The 20,171-nt window shown below is 60.2% G+C and carries 17 protein-coding genes and 1 pseudogene; 1 reads left to right on the top strand and 17 read right to left on the bottom strand.

Going from position 1 to position 20,171, the window contains the following annotated elements; translation table 11 throughout:
- The 4 genes and pseudogenes from OB2597_RS22455 to OB2597_RS04015 all read right to left on the bottom strand — a co-directional run.
- Positions 1–208: pseudogene (locus tag OB2597_RS22455) on the bottom strand (hypothetical protein); the annotation flags it as partial.
- Entirely contained in the window at positions 205–1,560 is a 1,356-nt protein-coding gene (locus OB2597_RS04025; protein ID WP_009804235.1) for a ParA family protein, read from the bottom strand. The pseudogene OB2597_RS22455 and the gene OB2597_RS04025, both read right to left, overlap by 4 nt.
- A gap of 209 nt (positions 1,561–1,769) precedes the next feature.
- Positions 1,770–2,108: a DUF736 domain-containing protein gene (locus OB2597_RS04020; protein WP_008335659.1), complete on the bottom strand. Its 339-nt coding sequence runs from the start codon at positions 2,106–2,108 to the stop codon at positions 1,770–1,772.
- 555 nt (positions 2,109–2,663) lie between these two features.
- Positions 2,664–3,827, bottom strand: a complete 1,164-nt coding sequence (locus OB2597_RS04015; RefSeq protein ID WP_008335662.1) for an ATP-binding protein — start codon at positions 3,825–3,827, stop codon at positions 2,664–2,666.
- A gap of 129 nt (positions 3,828–3,956) precedes the next feature.
- On the opposite strand from OB2597_RS04015, the gene OB2597_RS04010 reads away from it, so the two are divergent.
- A complete protein-coding gene (locus tag OB2597_RS04010) occupies positions 3,957–4,250 on the top strand; it encodes a helix-turn-helix domain-containing protein (protein WP_008335665.1) in 294 nt (97 codons plus the stop codon).
- An 8-nt stretch (positions 4,251–4,258) separates the two neighbouring features.
- Here the strand turns inward: OB2597_RS04010 and OB2597_RS04005 are convergent, their stop codons facing one another.
- From OB2597_RS04005 to OB2597_RS03950, 13 genes are all read right to left on the bottom strand, one after another.
- Positions 4,259–5,170, bottom strand: a complete 912-nt coding sequence (locus tag OB2597_RS04005; protein ID WP_009804234.1) for a DUF2493 domain-containing protein — start codon at positions 5,168–5,170, stop codon at positions 4,259–4,261.
- A gap of 298 nt (positions 5,171–5,468) precedes the next feature.
- Complete coding sequence (locus OB2597_RS04000) at positions 5,469–6,515, bottom strand: DUF7146 domain-containing protein (protein ID WP_008335668.1); 1,047 nt, start codon at positions 6,513–6,515, stop codon at positions 5,469–5,471.
- Positions 6,512–10,909 (bottom strand): strawberry notch-like NTP hydrolase domain-containing protein, encoded by a 4,398-nt coding sequence (locus OB2597_RS03995; protein ID WP_040609075.1) that lies wholly within the window; start codon positions 10,907–10,909, stop codon positions 6,512–6,514. Before OB2597_RS03995 ends, OB2597_RS04000 begins: the two co-directional genes overlap by 4 nt.
- 515 nt (positions 10,910–11,424) lie before the next feature.
- On the bottom strand, positions 11,425–12,054 hold the full coding sequence (locus OB2597_RS03990; RefSeq protein ID WP_037931030.1) for a hypothetical protein: 630 nt from the start codon (positions 12,052–12,054) through the stop codon (positions 11,425–11,427).
- A 105-nt stretch (positions 12,055–12,159) separates the two neighbouring features.
- Entirely contained in the window at positions 12,160–12,636 is a 477-nt protein-coding gene (locus OB2597_RS03985; RefSeq protein ID WP_037930962.1) for a DUF6915 family protein, read from the bottom strand.
- 1 nt (position 12,637) lies between these two features.
- A complete protein-coding gene (locus OB2597_RS03980; RefSeq protein WP_009804230.1) occupies positions 12,638–13,021 on the bottom strand; it encodes a DUF6878 family protein in 384 nt (127 codons plus the stop codon).
- Positions 13,022–13,101: 80 nt separating this feature from the next.
- On the bottom strand, positions 13,102–13,398 hold the full coding sequence (locus tag OB2597_RS03975; RefSeq protein ID WP_009804229.1) for a hypothetical protein: 297 nt from the start codon (positions 13,396–13,398) through the stop codon (positions 13,102–13,104).
- Positions 13,399–13,514: 116 nt separating this feature from the next.
- Positions 13,515–13,895 carry a DUF3768 domain-containing protein gene (locus OB2597_RS03970; RefSeq protein WP_009804228.1) on the bottom strand — a complete coding sequence of 127 codons (381 nt, stop codon included), beginning with the start codon at positions 13,893–13,895 and terminating at the stop codon, positions 13,515–13,517.
- Positions 13,896–14,021: 126 nt separating this feature from the next.
- Positions 14,022–16,193 carry a ParB/RepB/Spo0J family partition protein gene (locus OB2597_RS03965; protein ID WP_009804227.1) on the bottom strand — a complete coding sequence of 724 codons (2,172 nt, stop codon included), beginning with the start codon at positions 16,191–16,193 and terminating at the stop codon, positions 14,022–14,024.
- 149 nt (positions 16,194–16,342) lie between these two features.
- On the bottom strand, positions 16,343–16,801 hold the full coding sequence (locus tag OB2597_RS21240; protein WP_007120589.1) for an acyl-CoA thioesterase: 459 nt from the start codon (positions 16,799–16,801) through the stop codon (positions 16,343–16,345).
- A 73-nt stretch (positions 16,802–16,874) separates the two neighbouring features.
- Positions 16,875–17,756 carry a helix-turn-helix domain-containing protein gene (locus tag OB2597_RS03960; RefSeq protein WP_232272173.1) on the bottom strand — a complete coding sequence of 294 codons (882 nt, stop codon included), beginning with the start codon at positions 17,754–17,756 and terminating at the stop codon, positions 16,875–16,877.
- A gap of 52 nt (positions 17,757–17,808) precedes the next feature.
- Positions 17,809–19,011 carry a CaiB/BaiF CoA transferase family protein gene (locus OB2597_RS03955; RefSeq protein WP_007120591.1) on the bottom strand — a complete coding sequence of 401 codons (1,203 nt, stop codon included), beginning with the start codon at positions 19,009–19,011 and terminating at the stop codon, positions 17,809–17,811.
- Complete coding sequence (locus OB2597_RS03950; RefSeq protein WP_007120592.1) at positions 19,011–20,165, bottom strand: iron-containing alcohol dehydrogenase; 1,155 nt, start codon at positions 20,163–20,165, stop codon at positions 19,011–19,013. The genes OB2597_RS03955 and OB2597_RS03950 overlap by 1 nt, the downstream gene beginning before the upstream one ends.
- Between the last annotated feature and the right edge of the window lie 6 nt (positions 20,166–20,171).

Raw genomic sequence — 20,171 nt, 5'->3', positions numbered from 1 at the left:
ATATCCGAACAAAGCTCAGCTCTGCTTCGCTCCACAGCGGCTTGCGATTGCGCAAGCGCCCAGATTTCCAAGCACTGCCGGCCCCCTTGAAAGGAGTAGAAACAGCGTCGCCCGTTTCTGCCCGGCCTTCGGGACCGGGCGTGCGCTCCTTGGATGTGTCGGGACTAGTAGCCTTGCTGACCAGCGACCTTGGAATACTGCGTTTCATGCTTCACCCTCGCCGTCATCTTCATAGAACTCGTCCATCCATGTATTGGCATAACCGCGTTCGAAGCCCGGCCAGAGTCGCGATACTATGGCGTCGTTAACCGCATCGGCATTCGTGATGAACCGGTTGATCCCCTTGCGTTTTCCCGGCGTGTCCGGCTCATATTCGTATACGGATTGATAGACGTCCGACGCATTCGAGATTGCGTCGGAACGCAGATAAAACACCGGCAGAATTTCCGTGGGGCAGTGTTCCAGCAGGTTTCCGATGTGGTTTAGATCCTGCGCATTGGATCGTTGGACGATCGTCGGCAACAGCATGTTGGCACCAGTTCCTATTTCGATCCGTTCATGGGCCAGAATATGCTGAAGCATCCCCAGCAGGCCGGTCACAAAGGTCGACAGCGTTGCGATGTCAAACCCCTTCATGGTTTGCGGGATGACCAGCGAAGTCGACGCAATCACGTTATTCAGCTGGAAAAGTGTCAACGCAGGCTGATAGTCGATGATGATGACATCGAGGGTCTCGGTCAGCGCAGCGTTCAGTCGCTGCTGATCGACCTTGCCCTCGACTACCAATTCGTTGGGCAGCGTTTTTGGCGGGTGGCCCGCTTTCCAGCGATCAAGGGCATCGCGCAGGTAGCGATAGAAGCTCTTTCCGGCGGGGGCCTCTCGCACAAGGCGCGCAATCTGGATCTCTCCCTCAGACGTTTCGCCATGTGCCGGCAGCAGACGCAGCCCCGGCCAGGAGGTCTTTAGAAAGAAGCTGTCGAGCGTCTGCGCATCGTGATCAGTGTATGGCGCATCTTCCGACTGGAAGAGGCCGGCAAAGTCCACCATGGAGGCGGTGTTTTCGTCGGGCATCTGGGGAAGACCTTCACCCCCGACAAAGTAGAGCGTTATCGTGCTTTGCGGGTCTGCATCCATGACACCAACGCGCATGCCGTAATGCAAGCTGAGATACTGCGCAAAATGCGCGGCGCTCAGGCTCTTAGCCGTGCCCCCTTTCTGGCTGGCAAACGAGATGACGGGTAAGGGGGCGTCGGGTTTGCGCCAGGCTAGGTAGTCGTAGGGCCGCTTTGCCGAGGCCGCCAGAAGGGCCCGCATGTGCATCAATTCGGAAAGCGTGAAAACACGCTCTCTTCCAACATATTCGCCCGCGGGAAAGTCGTCGCTCGAATTGGCGAACTTGGTTAGATACTGAATACTGACGTTCATAAACCTTGCGCACTGGCGCATTGACCACGTGCGCTTGATGCGCTGACGCAAGGTGAGTTCCTTGTTCACTGCCACCATCGTGCGCTCAAGCCCACGTGACAGGTCCGTCAAAAACTGTTCTAGACTACCGCTCATTCCTAAGCCCTGACTTCGGTTGGGTCCGAGTTCGACTCGATTCTGCTTCTATGGTAGCACGGTTTTGGAGGAAAAATAAAGATACCACGCGCCTATGAGTTTCAGGCGCTTATTTAGAAGCTCCACCACCCCTAAAACTCCAATCTTGAACGCGTTCAAGATTGGAGTCTTGATGGGCCGGTCGGTGGAGAACCGACCGGCCTTAGCCGTCACGCGGCGTCTTTGGGACCCCAGGGGATGACGGCCTGCAGGGACAGATCGTCCTGGTTCGCGGCCTTGCCGAGGTTGGCGTTGAAGCCGTGGTCGCGGATGGTCAGCGTGTAGTAGTCAGCGCCGGTCTCCTTGTTCTGCTTCTTCCAGATGCCGCCGCACTCGACCAACTTGCCGCGCGGGGAGCGGCCGAGGACGCGGTGCGTGGGGGCCATCGGGTTCGAGCTCGCGACGGGTTCGACCGTGATGTCGAGGTCGAAGGTCAGGGTCGAGATGGAGCCGACGCCCTTGGCGGTTTCGATGTCGGCGCTGGTGAATTTGATGCAGTTCGTGGTCATTGCTCTTCTCCTTGTTTGCGTTGCAATGATGGTCACCTTGCAGCTGGCCAAGGCCCGGCCACACCGAAGGCGGAGCGCAGCGGAGAGGGGCAGGCGCCGGTCTTTTTGGTCCGCGCGGAATGACCCGCAGGGTCAGGGGAAAAAGATCGGCGACAACCTTTGTGGACGGGACGACAGCTGCGACCAGCATGTCATGCAACTCAGACAAAGGGAGAAGTGCGGTGGCCATGAAGGAAAGTAGGGGAACAGACGAGAGAGATGCCGCAAGGAGTAGGGATTGTCTTCTCGTCCATCCAAACTTCAAGACTCTTCGAAGACCAAAGCCGTCAGATCACAAATCGATGGCAACGGCAGAGCATTCGCCCATCCTTCCGTGGCATCACAGGGGCGTTTGCGTTCGCATTCGGAGATGCAGGCGTCCAGATACCATCGAGTTGCCAGACACTCATCCGCTCTGGTGCCCGACTAATGGCCAGACCTGGCTCTGAGATTCTTCGCGTGTCGCTGTTATCCTCAGACCAATGGAAGTGTCCTGAGCCAGAGATAAAAACGAGGTCATAGCGCGCTCAACAACTCGATTGCATGTGCCAGTGGTAACGCTCGAATGTCCTTCGCGACGGGGACCTCATGCTCACCGGCATAGACCAGGAGCTTTCGGTTGGCTCCAATGTCCTCGGCCCCTGTGTGAAATCCTCTCGAAACCTTTGGTGCAGTCGTCCGTTTGATCTCAACAGCCCAGATGTCGCCGCTTGGCAAACGCAAAACCAAGTCGAGTTCAGCACCGGCCGAAGTGCGATAGAAGAAAGGTTCGGTGCCTAAAGGGGCGGCAGCAAGAAGCGCCTCGATACAGAACCCCTCCCAACTGCCACCGACGACCGGGTGCCCGAGCAAGCCTTCTGTCGTGCCGATGCCCAACAGCGCATGCACGATGCCGCTGTCTCTCACATAGACCTTTGGCGATTTCACCAGACGCTTGCCGACATTCTCGTGCCAGGGCTGCAGGCGTCTCACCAGCATGAGATCGACGAGCAGATCGAGGTAGCGCCCAACGGTCTGGCCGGACACGCCCAATCCCTCGGCAAGGGCCGCGGCGTTCAGAAGGCCGCCCTGGACATGCGCAAGCATCGTCCAGAACCGCCGCAAGGTCGCTGCCGGAATCCGAGGTCCGAGGGCAGGGATGTCTCGCTCCAGATAGGTGCGCAGGAAATCCAGACGCCAGTCCATACTTGCCCGATCGCTCGCGGCCTGAAAGCTGTCGGGAAAGCCGCCGCGCAGCCAGAGCAAGTTCAACTGATCGGCCCCCACCTCGTCAGGCTGCAAGGGGGGCATTTCAACATATCGAACACGACCGGCGAGGGATTCCGCCGTTTGGTGCAAGAGGATATTGGAAGCCGATCCCAATAGCAGGAACTGTCCCGTCCGAAACCCGGCCCGCCGACGCTGATCGATCTGGCCGCGCAAGGTTCTGAAGAGGTCAGGCATCTGCTGCACCTCGTCGAGGATGACGAGTTTGCCCGCCTGTTCGTCCAGATAGAGATCTGGTTCAGTCAGGATTTGCCTGTCCGCCTCACGCTCAAGGTCGAGATAGACAGATGGGCGCTCTGATGCGATGTCGAGTGCAAGTGTTGTCTTTCCGACCTGTCGGGGGCCGAGAAGGACCACAGCCGCTTGGCTCTCCAAGGAAGACTGAACGAATTGTTGGGTCTTGCGTTTGTACATACCTTGCAATTACTCCACGATACGGAAGATTTGCAAGGTTAATCTTACCTACGGCCATAGCTAGTTGCTCAAGCCGAAGTATCTTACTGCCCCAGCAAAACAGCCGTGGCCAAGGAGCATCGACGCAAAATGAGTGCATTCAAATCTGTATCCAAGGGCCTCGAAGAGGCTCTGGCCTTCGCGAATGGCGATTTGGCCGACGCCAAAGTGCATGAAGTGTCCGTGGCGGAGGTCGATGTCGCCGAAGTCCGGCAACGGACGGGCCTGTCCCAGGCCGAGTTCGCCAAGAGCATTGGCGTCGCGAAAGGTACGCTCCTGAACTGGGAACACGGGCGCCGGCACCCGACAGGCCCAGCACAGGTTCTGCTGGCATTGATCGCCAAGAAGCCTTCCGTCGTACAGGACCTCTTGCGCGGGGCGTGAACCGGGGCCTAAGCCCCGATCCTCTTGATGCGGATTCCGAGCTTGCGGGCCTTGTCGACGATGTTCTCGGTGATGCCCGAACCGGGCGTGGCAATCAGACCCTGTGGCATGGTTTCGAGCATCTTGTCGTTGCGCTTGAAGGGGGCAGCCTTGCCATGGCTCTTCCAGTCGGGTTTGAACGCCACCTGCGTGACACCACGGGTATCTGCCCAGCGGGCAGCGATCATCTCGGCACCTTTTGGTGTGCCGCCGTGTAAAAGAATCATGTCTGGGTATTTCGCATGGGTGGCATCGAGGACGGACCAGATCAGGTCGTAGGCGTGATAGTCCCCGCCCGAGAAGGCGATCCGCGTGCCTTCGGGGCAGTGAACCTCGGTCTCCTTGCGCCGCTTGGCCGAGAGATAGGCCCGGCTGTCCACCACGGCGGAGGTGAGACCGCGATGCGAGACCTTGGATCCGGTGCGGGGCAGCCAGGGTGAACCGGTGGCGGCCGAGAAGTGGTCCACGGCCAGATCGCGCATCTGCTCGAAAGCGTCGCGATGGTCCCAGAGCTTAAGCCCGATCAACTGGAGGCGTTCCAGTTCAACCGAAGCGACCTCGGAACCGTCCTGGATGGCCAAACTTTCCCGGACCTCGAATTCGTTATCGTCGAGAAGCTTCTGGATATGGGCAAGCCGGCGATGGAAGATCGAGGTGAGGGACCAGAGCATCTCTTCGAGATTGTCTTCCAACTGGCTGCCGGTGAGGAGGCCGATAGTGGTGTCGAAAAGTGTCGCCATGGCGAGCTCGACCTCGTCAGGCTGGGGCAGGGGGCGATGATCGGTCTCGCCGGGTCCTGGTGTTGCGCCATGAAGTGCGAGGTGGTCGAGGATGGCGGAGGTTACGCCGGTTTCCTCGGGGATGTCTGTCTGATGGGGCATTGTCTGGTTCCTCTGATTGATCTGACCCGATTTGGATGGGGCGATAACAGGACCGGCGGCGACCGGGCCGCATCCGTCAGGATCGGAGCGCAGCGGAGAATGCGCCCAGGGCCGGAAAATTGCTCCCGCGAGGAATGAGCCGAAGGCTCAGGGGAATTTTCTGGTGCGGGGCGCATTGCTGTCCGGGCGAGGAGCACTCTGCTCCGACCCGCCGGTCCATCGCTCCTCTTTTCCAAACGGGTTCAGATCGAACCCGCGGAACCTTTGCCCTGTCGGACGTCACTTATGGGGCTGGCGCTCACCCGTCCTCGATCTCCAGACCTTGTACTTTCATGGCCTCAAGCAACGACCGGCGCAGCGCATCTTTGCCAAATGCCCGCAGATCGTCGTTGAAATCGCCCATGTTTGGCACGAGACCACCACAGGCAATACCAAGCGATTCCAGTTGGTTACGCAGTCTCAGTGATGCGGTTCGTCCCGCTTCGTCATTGTCCCGCGCGATCCAGATACGCTTGATCCCCGGCGGCGGGATGAAGAGGCCGAGATGGGTGGCAGTGAGACAGGAGGCGAGGTCAAACTCGGAGAGAGCCGTGCCGACCGAGAGGGTGTTCTCGAGACCTTCACCGACGATGAGATCGCTGCGCGCCTTGCCGGACCAGAAGCGGATGGCATGGCCGTGCAGCTGTCCGAGGATCCGCTTCGGGCTCTCGATCTCGGCCAAACCGCCGGTGGACGGGTCGAGATAGAAGCGTGCGCAGCCGGTGATCTGGCCCCGATTGTCGGTGATCTTCGCGAGCAGGGCAGGGGCCCTTTGCGGCGGATCGGCGTCGTCCTCGCCCTGCCGCAGGAAAACCCGCGGGTGATAACGCAGCGCCGGACCCAGCCGTGTGATCCCGCGCCCCTGCAGATAGGTGGCAGCCAAGGTGCCGAGAACCGGCTTGCCAGCGGCAAAGAGCTTCCGCGCCCGCGCAATGCGTTTGCTAGAGGCAGCATCGGGGCACTCAGCCCTTTGGGTGTCACAAGGTAAGGAAGGGCAGGGGGCCTCGCCGAGAAAGGACCGGGCCTCCCTCAGCGTTTCCTTGAGCGTGACCGAACCAAGCCGTTCATGCATCAGGTCAATCAGATCGCCATACTCACCGGTCGCGAAATCGGTCCAAGATCCGGCTTTGCGCCCACCCTGAGCTTGCAGCCGGATGGCGAGGCTCTGACCCTTTGCGCCCGAAGTGTCGCCAACCTGCCAATAGTTGCCCTGCTTGGACCCCTCGGGGAAATACTGGCGGCAGAAACTCTCGGCGCGGTCTGCAAGATCAGCCGAGAGGTCTGCGATGCTGCGCCGCGCGCTCATGCGGCTGCATCCGCTGCGCTTGCGCCAACCGGATGCGCGGCAAGGACCCGCGCCAGCACCTCGGTGCAATCCACCGGGATGAACACCCGCGTCTTCCACTGGATCACCTCGGTGAAACAGCCCAAGGCCTTCAATGCGGGCAGTGCCGCGCCCGACGCTCCGATCAGCTCGAGCCTCGGCTGTCCCATGACCAGAGAGCGACGCAACTGGTAGCCCCCAAGCAGGCTGAGGGTCGTCTTCGCGTCCATGACCGCGCCGAACACCTCCTGCGGCGTCATCTCAATCTGGCAGTCGAGACCAAGGCGCGCATAGACATTGAGAAGCTGTTCCTGGCTGACCAAGCGGCCGATGGCGCGCTCCCCGTCCTCGGTCTGCAGACGATAGATCCGCATGTTGTCGGCGGGCAGCCGGTCCCAGATCGGCAGGAGGAGGCCGCAGATCAGCGTGATCTTCGATGTAGTGAACTCCGGCACCGCGTCGACCTCGGCCTGCCAGAGCTGCTCGAACATCGCATCATCGATCTCTTCCCAGTGCGACTTCGAGAACTCGGTCAGCGCGAGGATTTCGGTCGCCATGGGCCGCAGGAGCTTCACCCGCAAGATCGGCACGCCATCCTCGTCCATGAAGGCCGGCGCTTTCACCATCAGGGCCGCGCGTTTGGAGGTCTTGTTCCAGCACAGCGTCGCGCCTCTTGTGTCGGCGCAGATGGCTTTGACGCGGGGCAGAGTGAGCGGATCGTTGCGATCGATACGCTCCACGGTCAGCGCAGTTGCCGTCGCGCCCGTCGCCTCATGCTCGAAGATGACCTTGCGATCAACGATCTCAAACTTCTCGGCGCGCAGGGTCTCTAGCCCGACATCGAGGGTGCCTGCCTGACGCGCGTCCTCAATTATCGCCGAAAGAAACCCGCCGAAGGCCTCGAAGATCGCGTCCTGCATGTCGATGCGGAGCGCGAGGCAGCGGTTCAGGAACTGCTGGATCGGCGGCAGGGTTTCCTTCATCGTGCCATCCGCCTCATCGAGCGTCAGCCCGGTCATCTCCTGGAACCTGGAGTAGGAGCAGGCGTCGATCTTGCCCGCGCGCAGCTTGTAGAAGAACTGCCGCAACGCCGCTCGTGCATAAGGGCTCTCGAGGTTGTCCTCGGCGCGGAACATGTTCTGCCCACCCGTCTCGCGTTGCCCCTTGGTGATGGCCCCGAGCGTATCGAGGCGGCGGGCGATGGTGGAGAGGAACCGCTTCTCACCCTTCACGTCTGTGGCAACGGGGCGAAAGAGCGGCGGCTGCGCTTGGTTCGTGCGGTTGGTACGCCCCAGCCCCTGGATCGCATTGTCGGCTTTCCAGCCAGGCTCAAGCAAGTAATGCACCCGGAGGCGCTGGTTCTTTGCACCAAGATCGGCGTGGTAGCTGCGCCCCGTGCCACCGGCGTCAGAAAAGATCAGGATGCGCTTGGCGTCATCCATGAAGGCCTGGGTTTCGCCGAGGTTGGAGGAGGCGGCTCGGTTCTCGACCTTGAGCCGCCCTTCACGCGTCCTCGCGATGCGCCGCTTGCGCCCCGTGACCTCGGCCACCGCATCGCCCCCGAAATGCCACAGGATCTGATCGAGCGCGCCCTGCACCGGGGCAAGGGCACCGAGATGCTCGACAAGCTCATCCCGCCGCCGCTCCGCCTCACGGCAGATAATCGGATTGCCATCACCATCGAGGGCGGGACGCGAGCGTAGGTCGCCGTTCTCGTCGGAGTAGGGCTCGAAGAGCTGCGTCGGGAAGCTGTGCATGAGGTAGTCCATGATGTTCTCGCGCGGCGTAAAATCGACCTGCAGGTCGTCCCACTCCGAGGGCGGGATCTCTTCGAGGCGCCGTTCCATCACCGCCTCGCTGGTCGAGACCACCTGAATCACGGCCGAATGCCCCGCGGCCAGGTCCGCTTCGATCGCATGGATGAGCGAAGGGCATTTCATGGCGGTGATGAGATGATTGAAGAAACGCTGCTTGTTGCTCTCGAAGGCCGAGCGCGCAGCGGATTTCGCCTGGGGGTTCAGCGTACCGGTCTCGGAGGAAATACCCGAGGCCTGAAGGGCGGCCTCCAAGTTGGTGTGGATGATCTGGTAGGCATCGGCATAGCTGTCATAGATCGCGATCTGTGCGGGCGTCAGCTCATGCACCAGCATTTCGTATTCGACCCCGGCATAGGAGAGGGACCGCGCAAGATAGAGCCCGAGCGCCTTCAGATCGCGCGAGATCATCTCCATGGCAGCAATGCCCCCGGCCTCCATCGCGGCAACGAACTCGGCCCGCGTCACGAAAGGGAAATCACCCGTGCCCCAGAGCCCGAGACGGGAGGCATAGGCGAGATTGCCGACCACCGTCGCGCCGGTCGCTGAGACGTAGAGCACCCGGGCATCGGGAACGGCATTTTGCAGCGCGAGGCCAGCAAGGCCTTGTTGGGATGCCTTCTTGTCGCCGCGGTCGGACTTTTCGCCGGCGGCATTCGCCATGGCGTGGCTTTCGTCGAAAGCGATGACCCCGTTGAACCCCTCGCCAAGCCAGGACGTCACCTGATCGAGGCGGGAGGCTTTCCCGTCGCGTTCAGCAGAACGCAGGGTGGCATAGGTGACGAAGAGGATGCCCTCTGGGAGACGGATATCGCTCCCCTGGCGGAATTTCGAGAGCGGCACGATATCGCTTTCACGCCCCCCAAGCGCCATCCAGTCGCGGCGCGCATCCTCGATGAGCTTGTCGCTCTTCGAGACCCAGACCGCGCGGCGTCGTCCTTGCAGCCAATTGTCGAGGATGATGCCCGCGACCTGCCGGCCCTTGCCGCAGCCCGTGCCATCGCCGAGGAACCAGCCCTTGCGCAGGCGAAAGGCACCTTCGTCATCCTCAGACGCTGCCATCAGCTGACCTTCGATCTCGCCGCGCTTGAACCAGCCCTTGAGATGCGTCTCGTGTGCATTGCCCGCGTAGATCACGCTTTCGAGCTGCGGCGCAGAGAGGAGACCGTCTCGAACGAGGGTCTTCGGCAGAACGGGGCGGTAGCTCGGCACGGGCGGCGGCACCGAGGCCATGGCGGCGGATTGCACAAGTGCTGTCGGATGCTCCGCCGCGCCGTCGATCCGGATCGCCTGCAGGTCATAGACCTCGTAGACCGTGTCCTGCAACGTGCCATAGGGTTCGCTCCAGGCTTTTGGCAAGTAGTCGAGCGGGGCCGTCTCGATGTCGTCGAACGGATGCTTCGCGCGTTCCTCGGCGAGCGCACGGGTTTCTTTGCGTGCTGCGTTGCGCAGGGCGTGGAGGTTGGTGCGGGTCGGCTGAGACGGGACCGAAAGGGCCGATGTGGTGGGGCAGGGCGGGGGGCTGCGGCGTTCCGGGCAATGGGCGAGTACTACGGAGAGAAGATCACTCGTGGTCGCGCAGATCGGATGATAGGCGGCGTCAATATCAGCCGGTGCGGTCTCTTCAGCACCAGCCGCGCGCTTATCGATTACCGTCAACCGCGTGTCGATCGTGGTGCCATGCCGTGCGAAGACCTTGCCGTCGATGGGGGCCGAAAACACGACATCGGCGCTCTGGCCGATCCGCTGAAATGTCGACTGGAAGGATTTCAAAGAGGGACGGAAGCTTTCGCCGGTGATGACGACAAGCCGCCCACCAGGCGCGAGGCGTGCCAGGGCGGAAAGCACATGCTGACTGGTCGCTTGCCTAAACCGGCCCTCGACATGGTTGGCAGCGGAAAACGGCGGGTTCATCACCACGACCGAGGGCGTGATCGAGCGATCAAGACGATCGTCGATCGAGGCAGCATCGTGGTCAGATACGGCGGCATCGGGGAACAACTGCCCCAGTAGGGCGCGGCGCGTGTCGGCAAGTTCATTCAGCGCCAACCGTGCACCAGCGATCTTTGCAAAGATGGCCAGCATGCCCGTGCCCGTCGACGGCTCGAGCATCAGGTCGTCGTCCCGAAACCCGGCGGCCTGCGCGACGATGGCCGCGAGGGGCAAAGGCGTGGAAAACTGTTGCAGACGGATACTGTCTTCGGAGCGGCGCGTGTGAGACGGGGCCAGAGCCGTGAAACGTTCGATCATGGTGAGGAAGGCCTGCGGCGACAGTGCCTGACGCTGCATCAGCGCGCCGTAGCGCGAGAGTATAAGGATTTGGGCGACCTCGGCCGCCTCATAGGCGTCTTTCCAGACCCAGGCACCACTTGTGTCACTGGCACCGCAAGCATCTTCCATCGCGGCGCGAAGTGCGGCGGCGTCGATGGACCTGCCTGCCTCGAAAACGGGGACGAGGATTTTCGCAGCCTGCATCAGGTTTTGGGCGAAGCGTGGGGCATCCGGCAGGGCAGGGGCTTCGGGCTCGGTTGCAAGTTGGACGGAATGGGGGTGAGCGTTCATCGGCAATCTCCGGGGTTGAGGGTTGGCCCCGAGCCCCGCGTGCACTCTCTCACCCGGGAGGGGTCACCCCTCCCGCCCTGTCTCTCACTCTTTCATGGCCTCGAAAACTGAAGTCTTGGCAGCGAAAACTTATCCACAAAATCTGGGGATGACGCTGTGGGCGTTGTCGCGCAAACCCATGCCAGGCTGCTGGGACACGGCCGTGCCTGCATTTTGGGCACCTCCAGCGAAACGGACCCGACACACAGCAAGCTCGGGGACCGAATGGTCAACGAGGAGAAATCGCAAGAGCTCAGAATGGGGATCTGCAAATAAAAAGGCGACATCCGGGAGGAGGTGGATGCCGCCGATTATTCCGGATCGGCTCAGGGAGGAGGAGAGAACCGATCACAAGAGCGAACATAGGAGCAATGCTGCAGTCGCACAATGGGCGGGCTATGACTTTTCTGCAATGCAGCAATGCATGTCCGCGATCGGGTGCTGCCCATAGTTCCGGTGTGTGGCGGCGAGTTATTCTATGGATATGCGGTCAATGCACCGGTCGCGGGTGGCGCATGGGGATCGGACCGAGGAACGGCATTCCGCGCCTCCGGCAAACAATGCGTCTCATAGGCGCCAACAAACCCCCAGCAAGCGTCGATCTCCTCGCCACCCTGTTCGACGATGTAACCATAGACACGCCCACCAAGGTAAGAATCGTAGTCGGCGGTCTCACCACGTAAGATGTCTACAGCCTGTTCGCGCAGGGCCTTGGTCACGCGTTTTACACCGAATTCCTTTCGGACCGCTTCGAGCGTCACGTAGACGTAACCGACCTGCCCAGAATCCCACGGGCAGTGGAACCCGACGGTGTTCATCGCGAGACCGGAATGGTCATAGAGAAACACAGGCAGAATGATTGCCTTCCGCTCGGCGCGGTCCCGCAGACGATCCATCGAGAGATCGCTCTGATCCGAGACGCCCGCAAGATCGCGCAGGAACGCCTCAGGGCTGTCGTACTGATGGCTGTCACCCAGCCGATAGCGGCGGTGCCAGCAGATCAGCGTACCGAGGTTGCACCACTCTCGTGGGTCCTCAGCGTCGGGGTCGTGGTAGATCTTGATCGTGTGGCCCTGGTGGACCTCCTCGTAGACGGGATCTTGCATGTCCATGTCCTTTCTCGAAACGCAATCGACCCGCCAAGCCGGTTGTGGCGCAGGCGGGTCGATCTGGATGGGATCAGATGGTTGGTGAGTTTGCCGCCCGGCGGATCAGGCGGCGGCGCGATTCTGGCGATGCTGGACGTGCTCGACAGAGACCTTGAGAAGCCAATCCTCAAAGCCAAGAATGGTCTGGTGACCCGCAACCGCCTGGACCCAGGCCGCACGCGGATCGCTGCCGATCTGCGTCGGGTCGTTGTCGATCCGGCCATTGGCCATCCACGGTTCGGGTTGTATGCGTCCGAGCCAGTCAGCCAGTGACGGGATACGCCCCTGGCAGTCTTCGCGCACATGCTGCTCGCCGATCCAGCGGATCGGAACGACCCGGCCCGCGCTGTTGATCAGGCTGCGACCGAACACCCGCTCGGCATCATAAATCCCGACCGTATGATGTTTTTGGGCTCTGTGAACAAAGAGACCTAGGTGCTCTTTAGATGAGTCAAACCAGTCATGCACATGTTGGTAATCATCTGGAACACCGCCAAATCTACGGGCCGAGCTTTCGGCGTGGTGGAGAGGATGTGCCATGTCAGAGCCCCTCATGTTCTGTGGTGTCGGTCTCGATGAAGCGGTTCGAGTGGCTGACATCGATCTTGTCCGTCTCGAGCGCCCAGGTCAATTCGCCATAGCCGCCCTCGTTGTTTTCGAAGCCAGGGCTCAGCGCATAGGCAAAGTCCCAGCCGAAATCTTCGACCCGTCGCCGCAGCTCTTCTGTCAGGGTAATCGTGTCAGGCGTCACGACGACCTCCTCGACATTGCCGGAATCGCCATAGCCTTCATATTGCACGTCGAGGCCGGTCACGCCGAGGCCGCGCAGTTCGGTGAGAAGCGCCGCGCGGGTCTCGACCCGCTGTTCGGCTGCCCGTCTCTGGGCTTCGAGCATCTGCGCGTAGAAATCATTTGCTTGTGTCATATCTTCGGTCCTTTGGAATTGAGGGAGGGTGAGGGCGACCGTCTTGCAGGCCGCGCCCCGGAGGTTTCCTTTGGGGGGCTTCAGGCCGCAGCGTCGCCGCGTTTCTCAGCCGTCCGGTCAACCAGGTTGAAATACAAATTCTCGGTCGCGCGCTTGAACCCCGGCGGTTTGCGCGGAGCGAGGCAGCGCACCGAGGCGCTGCAGCTCTCGCCGTGCTCCATCGCGAACTGCGTCACTTGGTCGATCAGATCATCCATGCCCGCGGCCTCGATGCGCTTTTCGGGGTAGTTCGCCAGCATCTGGAACTGGGTGACGACGAAGGCGCCATCGCGATGTGCGGGATAGAGGGTGATCTGGTAGTCGAGTGTCTTGGCCATCTCTGGTCTCCTGCGGCAGGCCGGACACGATCATCGCGCCCCTTGGAACCCGCCAGCCCGAAAGGACCGCCCTTTGTGCAAGGGCGATCCGTGGCGATGTCGGTGAAAAAGGGGCGTCAGTATTCCGACGGCAGAAGCAGGGTCAGGACCCGGCGCGTCTGATCAGGATCGGAGGGCTCAGGCGAGCCATAGGTGTAGTCGACGTCGTACAGGTCGATCTTGAACCAGACCTTCGTGCCGTCGAGGTCGATGACGCCCATCTCGTGCCATCCTTGCGGGTCGCTGTCAGCGTTGAACGCGTCAAATGAAGCCACGCTGCGGGTGAGAGCAAGCTGGGCATCGGGCCCAAGCGCTGCAACGCCACGGGTCATCACGAACTGGCCCTGCGGGGCATCGGTGACGAGGATATTGCCAAGGATAGAGCGACGAAAGGCGTCATTCTGCGAAGCGACGAGTGCGGCTTCCTTAACGGGATCGAGGTCAAGTGTGGTGGTCATGGGATATCTCCGGGACGGGCCCGCCGATCCGATATCGGCTGTTGGTAACCCGTCAGCCGGAAAGGGCCGCCCTCGATGTGAGGACGGCCCAAGGCTCATGTCGTGATCAGGTCAGCGTGCGGCTCGTCAAGCCGCATCCTCGCTGAGGAAGGCGGGCAAGGACGACGGTTCATCGCTCTCGGCGTCGCTCAGAGAATCTTCGGCGGACACATCCCCCTCCTCGGTCTCCGGCGCTTCGCCTGCCATGTCGGCAACAGCCTCCGCCGCACCGGCAAACACCATCCCGTCGGGCAGCCAGCGCGTCGTCCTGACAACCGTTGCGGCGTCGAACCCTTCCGTCTCGCCGGCCGTTTCCGCGAAGGCCCGCTCCATCGCGGCCGCGATATCGCCCTTACGCTCGCGATTGCGATCTTCGGCGTAATCGTCGCCAATGAGCTTGCGCGCGGTAGCGACCGCATGCCCCTTGTTGACCCGACCCCAGTAATTCTGAGCAGTCGGGCGCCAGCAGGCCGCCACATCGACGTCAAGACGCGCGCCGATCTCCTCGATGATCGGGGAGGGGCGATTGTCGGAGGAAAGCTGCGGCTTGACTGCCAGACCCGTCGCCCAGGCGAAAAGCGCCTGCTTGGCGGCAATGGGCAGCGCCGACATCGCCCGGAAGTTTTCGGGCTTCTCCAGCGTAATCCAGTCGGTGGCGAGGCCCTGCTCCAGCGCCTCGAGCATCTTCTGGGCAACAGTATCCGAATGCAGCACCTCGCGGTTCTGCGCCTGGAAGGGCCGGATCGAGATATCGAGCGCCTCGTTGTTGTAGGACCGCCCCAGAGCCTGCTCGCAGAGCGCGTAGAGCATCGCATCGAACGCCACCTCGAAATCCGCCGCCAGATGCGCCCGAAGGATATGCTGACGCGTCGCGCGCAGATCGTCGGCGAGGCTCGCCGAAATCCCGTTCGCCTTGCGCAAGGTCGCGGCCGGGTCGGAGGTGGGCACCGGTGTCGAGGAGGTTGGCGGCGTCACGTTCGGGCGGACAGGAGACGGGGCATCACCCGCGTCAGCACTATTTTCGCTCGGGACGACCGCAGCGGGGATATCTTCTGGCCGCACGAGGCCTTTCTCGACACGCAGCGCGCCGTCATGACCGATGGTCAGAACCACGCCCGCGATGGCACGATCTTCGTCCGCGTAAGGCTGCCGTTCGCGTTGCAGGGCCTCGATCTCGCGCAGGCGCGGCTCGATGGCATAATATTCTTCCGTCTCCGCGTCCGTCCAGTCCTCGCCGTCATTCTTCGCCGCCAGTTCTTCCTCGCGCGCAATGAGACGTTCTTCTTCGGTGAGCAGGTCCGGATCGGGGTCGATGTCCTGCGGATAGACCCGCCCGAAGCTGCGAAACGCGCCGTAATCCACCGAGAGATGCACCTCGACCCATTTCCACGTTCCCTCGAAGGTTTTCGCCGCAGCCTGCAGCTTTTCGATGGCGAGACGCTCTAGGAGTTCGGGGTTCTCCATATGGGCGCTGGCGCGGTCGTCGAAGAGATCGCGCAGCAGAACACCACCCGCCGCCTCATAGGCCTCAATGCCGACAAAGCGCCCGATGGCCGAGTTCGCCGAATGGGCGGTCTCGGTAAGATGGCGTTTGATGCTTTGCGGATGGATGTGATAGCCGCCCTTCACTGCGTTCCAGACCGCCAGCTGGCGATCATGGTCGTCGGTCAGTGTGAAAGCCATCACGCATTCAAGGGTCAGATCACCCGCGCGGAACTGCTCGATGATCTCGGGCGCGACACGGGCGAGTTTGAGGCGGCGGCGCACCAGGTCGACGGAGACGCCGAATTTGAGCGCGATCTCGTCTTCGCTGCGGCCCTCGGCGATCATCGCCTCAAAAGCCTCGAACTGGTCGGCGGGGTGCATCGCCGCGCGCTGGAGGTTTTCAGTTGCAGAAGTAAGGATGGCGTTGCGCTTATCATCGACGAGGCAGGGCACGGGGTGATCGGCGGGGATGACGCTGTCCTCAGCGAGCTGCTTCAGCGCCTTGAGGCGACGACCGCCGGCATCGACTGCAAAACGTGTCTCTGACAGCGCATGAACCACCAGATTCTGTTTAATTCCGGTCTCGCGGATACTGACGAGGAGCTCAGCATCGTCGCTGGCGCTGGCCGCAACTTTTCGAACGTTGAGCGGGCTCGGCTCCAACTGGTCGAGCGGGATCATCCGGATGTCGGTCCCGCCGCCAGGCACGGACAACTCAGTGGCTTCGGTTTTCTTCGCAGTGGCGGGTTTCGGGCGGGTTGTGGTCTTGGCCATGGTCAGGGTCCTTGTCACGCCGGACCCGGAAGAGCCTCTCTCTATCCTTTCAAGCCCGGCACCCGGGCTTCCCTTTCTCTGGCTTTTTCTTGTGTTCCCTTACATGAGATCGTTTTGCACAGGCTTTGCTGTCTCCAAAGCCTACAGGCCTAGCTCACTGTTTGATTTTCCGAACCCACTTCCGCGAGCAAAATCTGCCGAATTGAGCTTTCAATTTTGACTTTACCAAATGTTGAAGCATCTCGGAAAACTGACTTCGTTTCGCATTCGAAGCAAATCAAGTCATGCTGACGGCCGACAACTTTTAGACCAACTGAACTTTCCCCGACATGGACCACATAGACCTCGCATGCTAGGTTCGCGCCTGCTTTCACCGGCGCATGGAATTGTAGGTCCATAGAGACAAAAGGCATGGCCGTGTTTCTTTCCGTGAGTAGAAAAAGCCAGCCCCGGCCTGAAAGCAAATCGTCCCAGAAAGTCTCGATCGCTTCCAGCGCGAAATTCGTAATCCGGCCAGTAAAGGCGATTCCCAGCTGGTCACAGTCGCCAAAGAAAATCCTGCGTTCGAAGGCAAATCGTGGTTTAAATTCTGTTTCTGGTACATTCATTGCAGCGTTACGGGCTCAACATTTCTTTGTCTCTGGTGCGTGACAGCGATAGGAAGGAATAGTTTTCCGGTCATTATGCCATGCGCCGGAATTCGGCGGGGGTCGCGCCTGTCATTTTTCGAAAAGTTCGACTAAAATGACTCTGATCTGCAAAACCGCAGTCAAGCGCGACCACTTTCAGGGGGGCATTACCCTTTCTCAGCATCTCCTGGGCCTTCGATATTCGCTTGCGCAAAACATATGCATACGGTGCCAACCCAAACTCCGCCTTGAACTGACGCGAAAAGTGAAACTGGCTGAAACCGATAGATGCGGCCATGTCTTCCAGACTGAGGTTTTCACCTAAGCAGCTTTCAACGAGATCGATGATTCTCTGCCTTTGAGCAGGGCTGAAGTTCGAGTTTGCGTCGCTGGTCAAAGAGACCTTGGCGTACTGACGCAGAAGGTGAACGGCGATCTGGATGCGCAGGGCGTCGATGATCAATCTCTGGCCGATTCCACCGTTCTTTAGCTCATTCTCTAGCAATTGGATGCAGTTCAGGATACAGGGGTCCTTCGCAGACAGACAATCATTGATCTCAATGGACTTCGGGTCACGATCAAAGACCGAAAGGGCCGTGTTTTCGAGTTCACTGTGACTGAGATAGACGTGTCTAACCGTGATAGGCTCGGACCAACTCCAAGTGGATTCCTCTGCACGCGTGAGCAAGGAAATCCTACCTTTCTCTACGCGCGCGCTTTGCCATGGGCCGCCACTCGTGCGGCGCATAGTGGTTGGCGCGCCATCATATGCAACAATCATATAGTCGCGCATGGGGGGAATTGCCGCGTCTTGTCGCTCATAACGATAGCCCTTCAGGGTAATGCCGTTCCAGTTGCACCCGGAACTGTCCAACGTAGTCGTGCCGGGAATCCATTCGGGTATCCGGTCCGGTGATATGAGCAGTCTTTCCATCTTGGCCTCCCTGAACTTTTTCACGATCGTCCGCTTGAGCTGAAATTTCGGCTTAGGTCGTCTCGCGCATCCGCGGTTCTTCTCGAACGATATTCGCTTGAGTCAATCTATCGATTTCAGCTTCTGTCAGTCCAGCCTCGCTAAGCAACTCCCTACTATGCTGCCCGAAGCGAGGCGGTGCCGCGCGAACCGCTCCGGGGGTACGCGACAAGCGTGCTGGCACGCCGGTGCCGCGGTAGGTGCCAACTGATACCACCATGCCGCGATGTCGGGTGTGTGGATGCTCCAACGCTTCATTCACATTCCGAACGACTCCGGCGGGAATCCCAGCTTTCAAAAGCACCGGCTCAAGTTTGAAGGCGTCATGTTGCACCAGGCACTCTGACAAGACCTCTGTCATCTCTGACCGATGCGCAAGACGCGCGGCATTGTCGGCAAATCGTGGATCGCAGGGCACCTCAGGTAGGCCAAGCACGTCACAGAGTTTTGCGAACTGACCATTGTTACCGATAGCCAGATAGAGTTTGCCATTACTTGTTTCGAACATGTCGTATGGTACGATATTTGGATGCCCATTGCCGGTCGCCATTGGTATCTGTCCGGACATGAGGGAATTAGCCGCTTGGGGATGCATCATGCTGATCGCGCAATCATATAGCGGCACTTCGATGGCTTGGCCCAATCCGGACCGGCCCCGTTCCAAAAGTGCGGCGAGAATAGCGTTACAGGCGATCAGACCGGTGCCGATGTCCACGATGGGCGTACCCATGCGTGTCGGGCCTTCGGAGGGATTGCCGTTGATGCTCATGAGGCCCGTCATAGCTTGTACCACGGCGTCATAGCCGGGAAAACCGCCAAGTGGGCCATCGGAACCAAATCCAGTCACATGGCAGAGTACCAGTCTAGGAAAACGTGCCCTGAGAACATCAGCATAACCAAGCCCCCATTTTTCAAGAGTACCAGACTTAAAATTGTGAACTAAAACATCCGCATCCTGAAGAAACCGCAAAATCAGGTCGCGCCCTTCCGGTTGCTGCAGATCGATAGCGATGGACCGCTTGTTGCGGTTGGCGCCAGAGAAATAAGCGCTGAGTTCATCATTGAAAGGCGGGCCCCAACTGCGGGTCTCGTCGCCCAGAGGCGGCTCCACCTTGATGACCTCAGCGCCATGATCCGCAAGCATTTGGGTGCAGTAAGGCCCGCCCAGCACGCGGCTGAGGTCGACCACCTTGATCCCGTCCAATGAGCCAGCCATCAAAGCGCCTCCTGATAGAGGCGCGACACATCTTCGGCTGTCATGTCGCGCGGGTTGGTCTCCAGCAATCGCGTGATACCGGTCACGACCTCATTAGCCATTCCGGGAATGGCTGCCTCGGTCACTCCGACACCAGAAAGTCGAGACTCAAGTCCGCTTTCGACTAGCATCCGTTCCATCTCGTCGATCAGGCCATGGGCCGCAGCCGCATCAGAGTTGAAAGGCCGCGAGGGCAGTAGTAACCGCGATAGACGAGCATATTCAGCTTCTGCAACGGGCATGTTGAACCTCATCACTGGTCCTGCGACCAGAGCGTTTGCGTGCCCGTGAGGAACCTTGAAACCTGTTCCAAGTGGGTATGACAAGGCATGAATCGCCCCCACGCTGGCATTAATGAAGGCCATCCCAGCCAGTGTCGCCCCCAACAGCATGGCCTCTCGCGCTGACAGGTCCGAAGGCGTTTCCATGACGATTGGTAAGTTCTGACCGAGAAGCACCAGCGCTTTGTCCGCCATTCCATCGGAAATGGGATTCTTTCTGGTGCGACTGGTTACTGCCTCAATGGCGTGAACCATTGCGTCTAACGCCGTGGCCGCTGTGATGTGACGAGGCATTCCCAATGTTAGCTTTGCATCTAGCAAGGCAACGTCAGGCAGAAGCTGCGGTGCATATACCGCTTTTTTTTCGTGGCTTTCCGAAGTCAGCACGGACACCCATGTTACCTCTGATCCGGTCCCTGCCGTGGTTGGCACCTGGATCAGTGGCAAGCGTTTATCGGTGACCTGATTAATCCCGATCATGTCCGTAATCGGTTGATCGTTGGCTACCGCCGCTGCGATGACCTTGGCAGTGTCCAGTGAACTGCCGCCGCCAAGTCCGATGATTCCGTCAGCACCAAAGGCCCGCGCGACCTCTACCGCGGCCTCGACGACAGCGATCGGGGGGTCCGCTTCGACTTTATGAAAAATCTCAACCTCGATGCCAGCAGCCCTAAGTGAGGCGGCTGCCTCGTCCGCAAAACCACAGGCCAATATGCCCGGGTCCGTCACGACCAGCGCACGGGTGCAAGACAAATCTTGCATCAGGCTGCCGATCCGGCCAAGCCCACCGCTCTCGCAGACGATCCTCGGGGTGGAAAGGAAATTGAAGTCCATAGTTTG

This window comes from Pseudooceanicola batsensis HTCC2597, from assembly GCF_000152725.1.
GTDB classification, from domain to species: Bacteria; Pseudomonadota; Alphaproteobacteria; order Rhodobacterales; family Rhodobacteraceae; genus Pseudooceanicola; species Pseudooceanicola batsensis.
This window is presented reverse-complemented; position numbering and strand designations above follow the sequence as displayed.

What these genes read in the sequence shown, in the direction of transcription:
- OB2597_RS04025 (WP_009804235.1), bottom strand. Translation starts at nt 1,560, where the DNA reads ATGAGCGGTAGTCTAGAACAGTTTTTGACGGACCTGTCACGTGGGCTT.
- OB2597_RS04020 (WP_008335659.1), bottom strand. Translation starts at nt 2,108, where the DNA reads ATGACCACGAACTGCATCAAATTCACCAGCGCCGACATCGAAACCGCC.
- OB2597_RS04015 (WP_008335662.1), bottom strand. Translation starts at nt 3,827, where the DNA reads ATGTACAAACGCAAGACCCAACAATTCGTTCAGTCTTCCTTGGAGAGC.
- OB2597_RS04010 (WP_008335665.1), top strand. Translation starts at nt 3,957, where the DNA reads ATGAGTGCATTCAAATCTGTATCCAAGGGCCTCGAAGAGGCTCTGGCC.
- OB2597_RS04005 (WP_009804234.1), bottom strand. Translation starts at nt 5,170, where the DNA reads ATGCCCCATCAGACAGACATCCCCGAGGAAACCGGCGTAACCTCCGCC.
- OB2597_RS04000 (WP_008335668.1), bottom strand. Translation starts at nt 6,515, where the DNA reads ATGAGCGCGCGGCGCAGCATCGCAGACCTCTCGGCTGATCTTGCAGAC.
- OB2597_RS03995 (WP_040609075.1), bottom strand. Translation starts at nt 10,909, where the DNA reads ATGAACGCTCACCCCCATTCCGTCCAACTTGCAACCGAGCCCGAAGCC.
- OB2597_RS03990 (WP_037931030.1), bottom strand. Translation starts at nt 12,054, where the DNA reads ATGCAAGATCCCGTCTACGAGGAGGTCCACCAGGGCCACACGATCAAG.
- OB2597_RS03985 (WP_037930962.1), bottom strand. Translation starts at nt 12,636, where the DNA reads ATGGCACATCCTCTCCACCACGCCGAAAGCTCGGCCCGTAGATTTGGC.
- OB2597_RS03980 (WP_009804230.1), bottom strand. Translation starts at nt 13,021, where the DNA reads ATGACACAAGCAAATGATTTCTACGCGCAGATGCTCGAAGCCCAGAGA.
- OB2597_RS03975 (WP_009804229.1), bottom strand. Translation starts at nt 13,398, where the DNA reads ATGGCCAAGACACTCGACTACCAGATCACCCTCTATCCCGCACATCGC.
- OB2597_RS03970 (WP_009804228.1), bottom strand. Translation starts at nt 13,895, where the DNA reads ATGACCACCACACTTGACCTCGATCCCGTTAAGGAAGCCGCACTCGTC.
- OB2597_RS03965 (WP_009804227.1), bottom strand. Translation starts at nt 16,193, where the DNA reads ATGGCCAAGACCACAACCCGCCCGAAACCCGCCACTGCGAAGAAAACC.
- OB2597_RS21240 (WP_007120589.1), bottom strand. Translation starts at nt 16,801, where the DNA reads ATGAATGTACCAGAAACAGAATTTAAACCACGATTTGCCTTCGAACGC.
- OB2597_RS03960 (WP_232272173.1), bottom strand. Translation starts at nt 17,756, where the DNA reads ATGGAAAGACTGCTCATATCACCGGACCGGATACCCGAATGGATTCCC.
- OB2597_RS03955 (WP_007120591.1), bottom strand. Translation starts at nt 19,011, where the DNA reads ATGGCTGGCTCATTGGACGGGATCAAGGTGGTCGACCTCAGCCGCGTG.
- OB2597_RS03950 (WP_007120592.1), bottom strand. Translation starts at nt 20,165, where the DNA reads ATGGACTTCAATTTCCTTTCCACCCCGAGGATCGTCTGCGAGAGCGGT.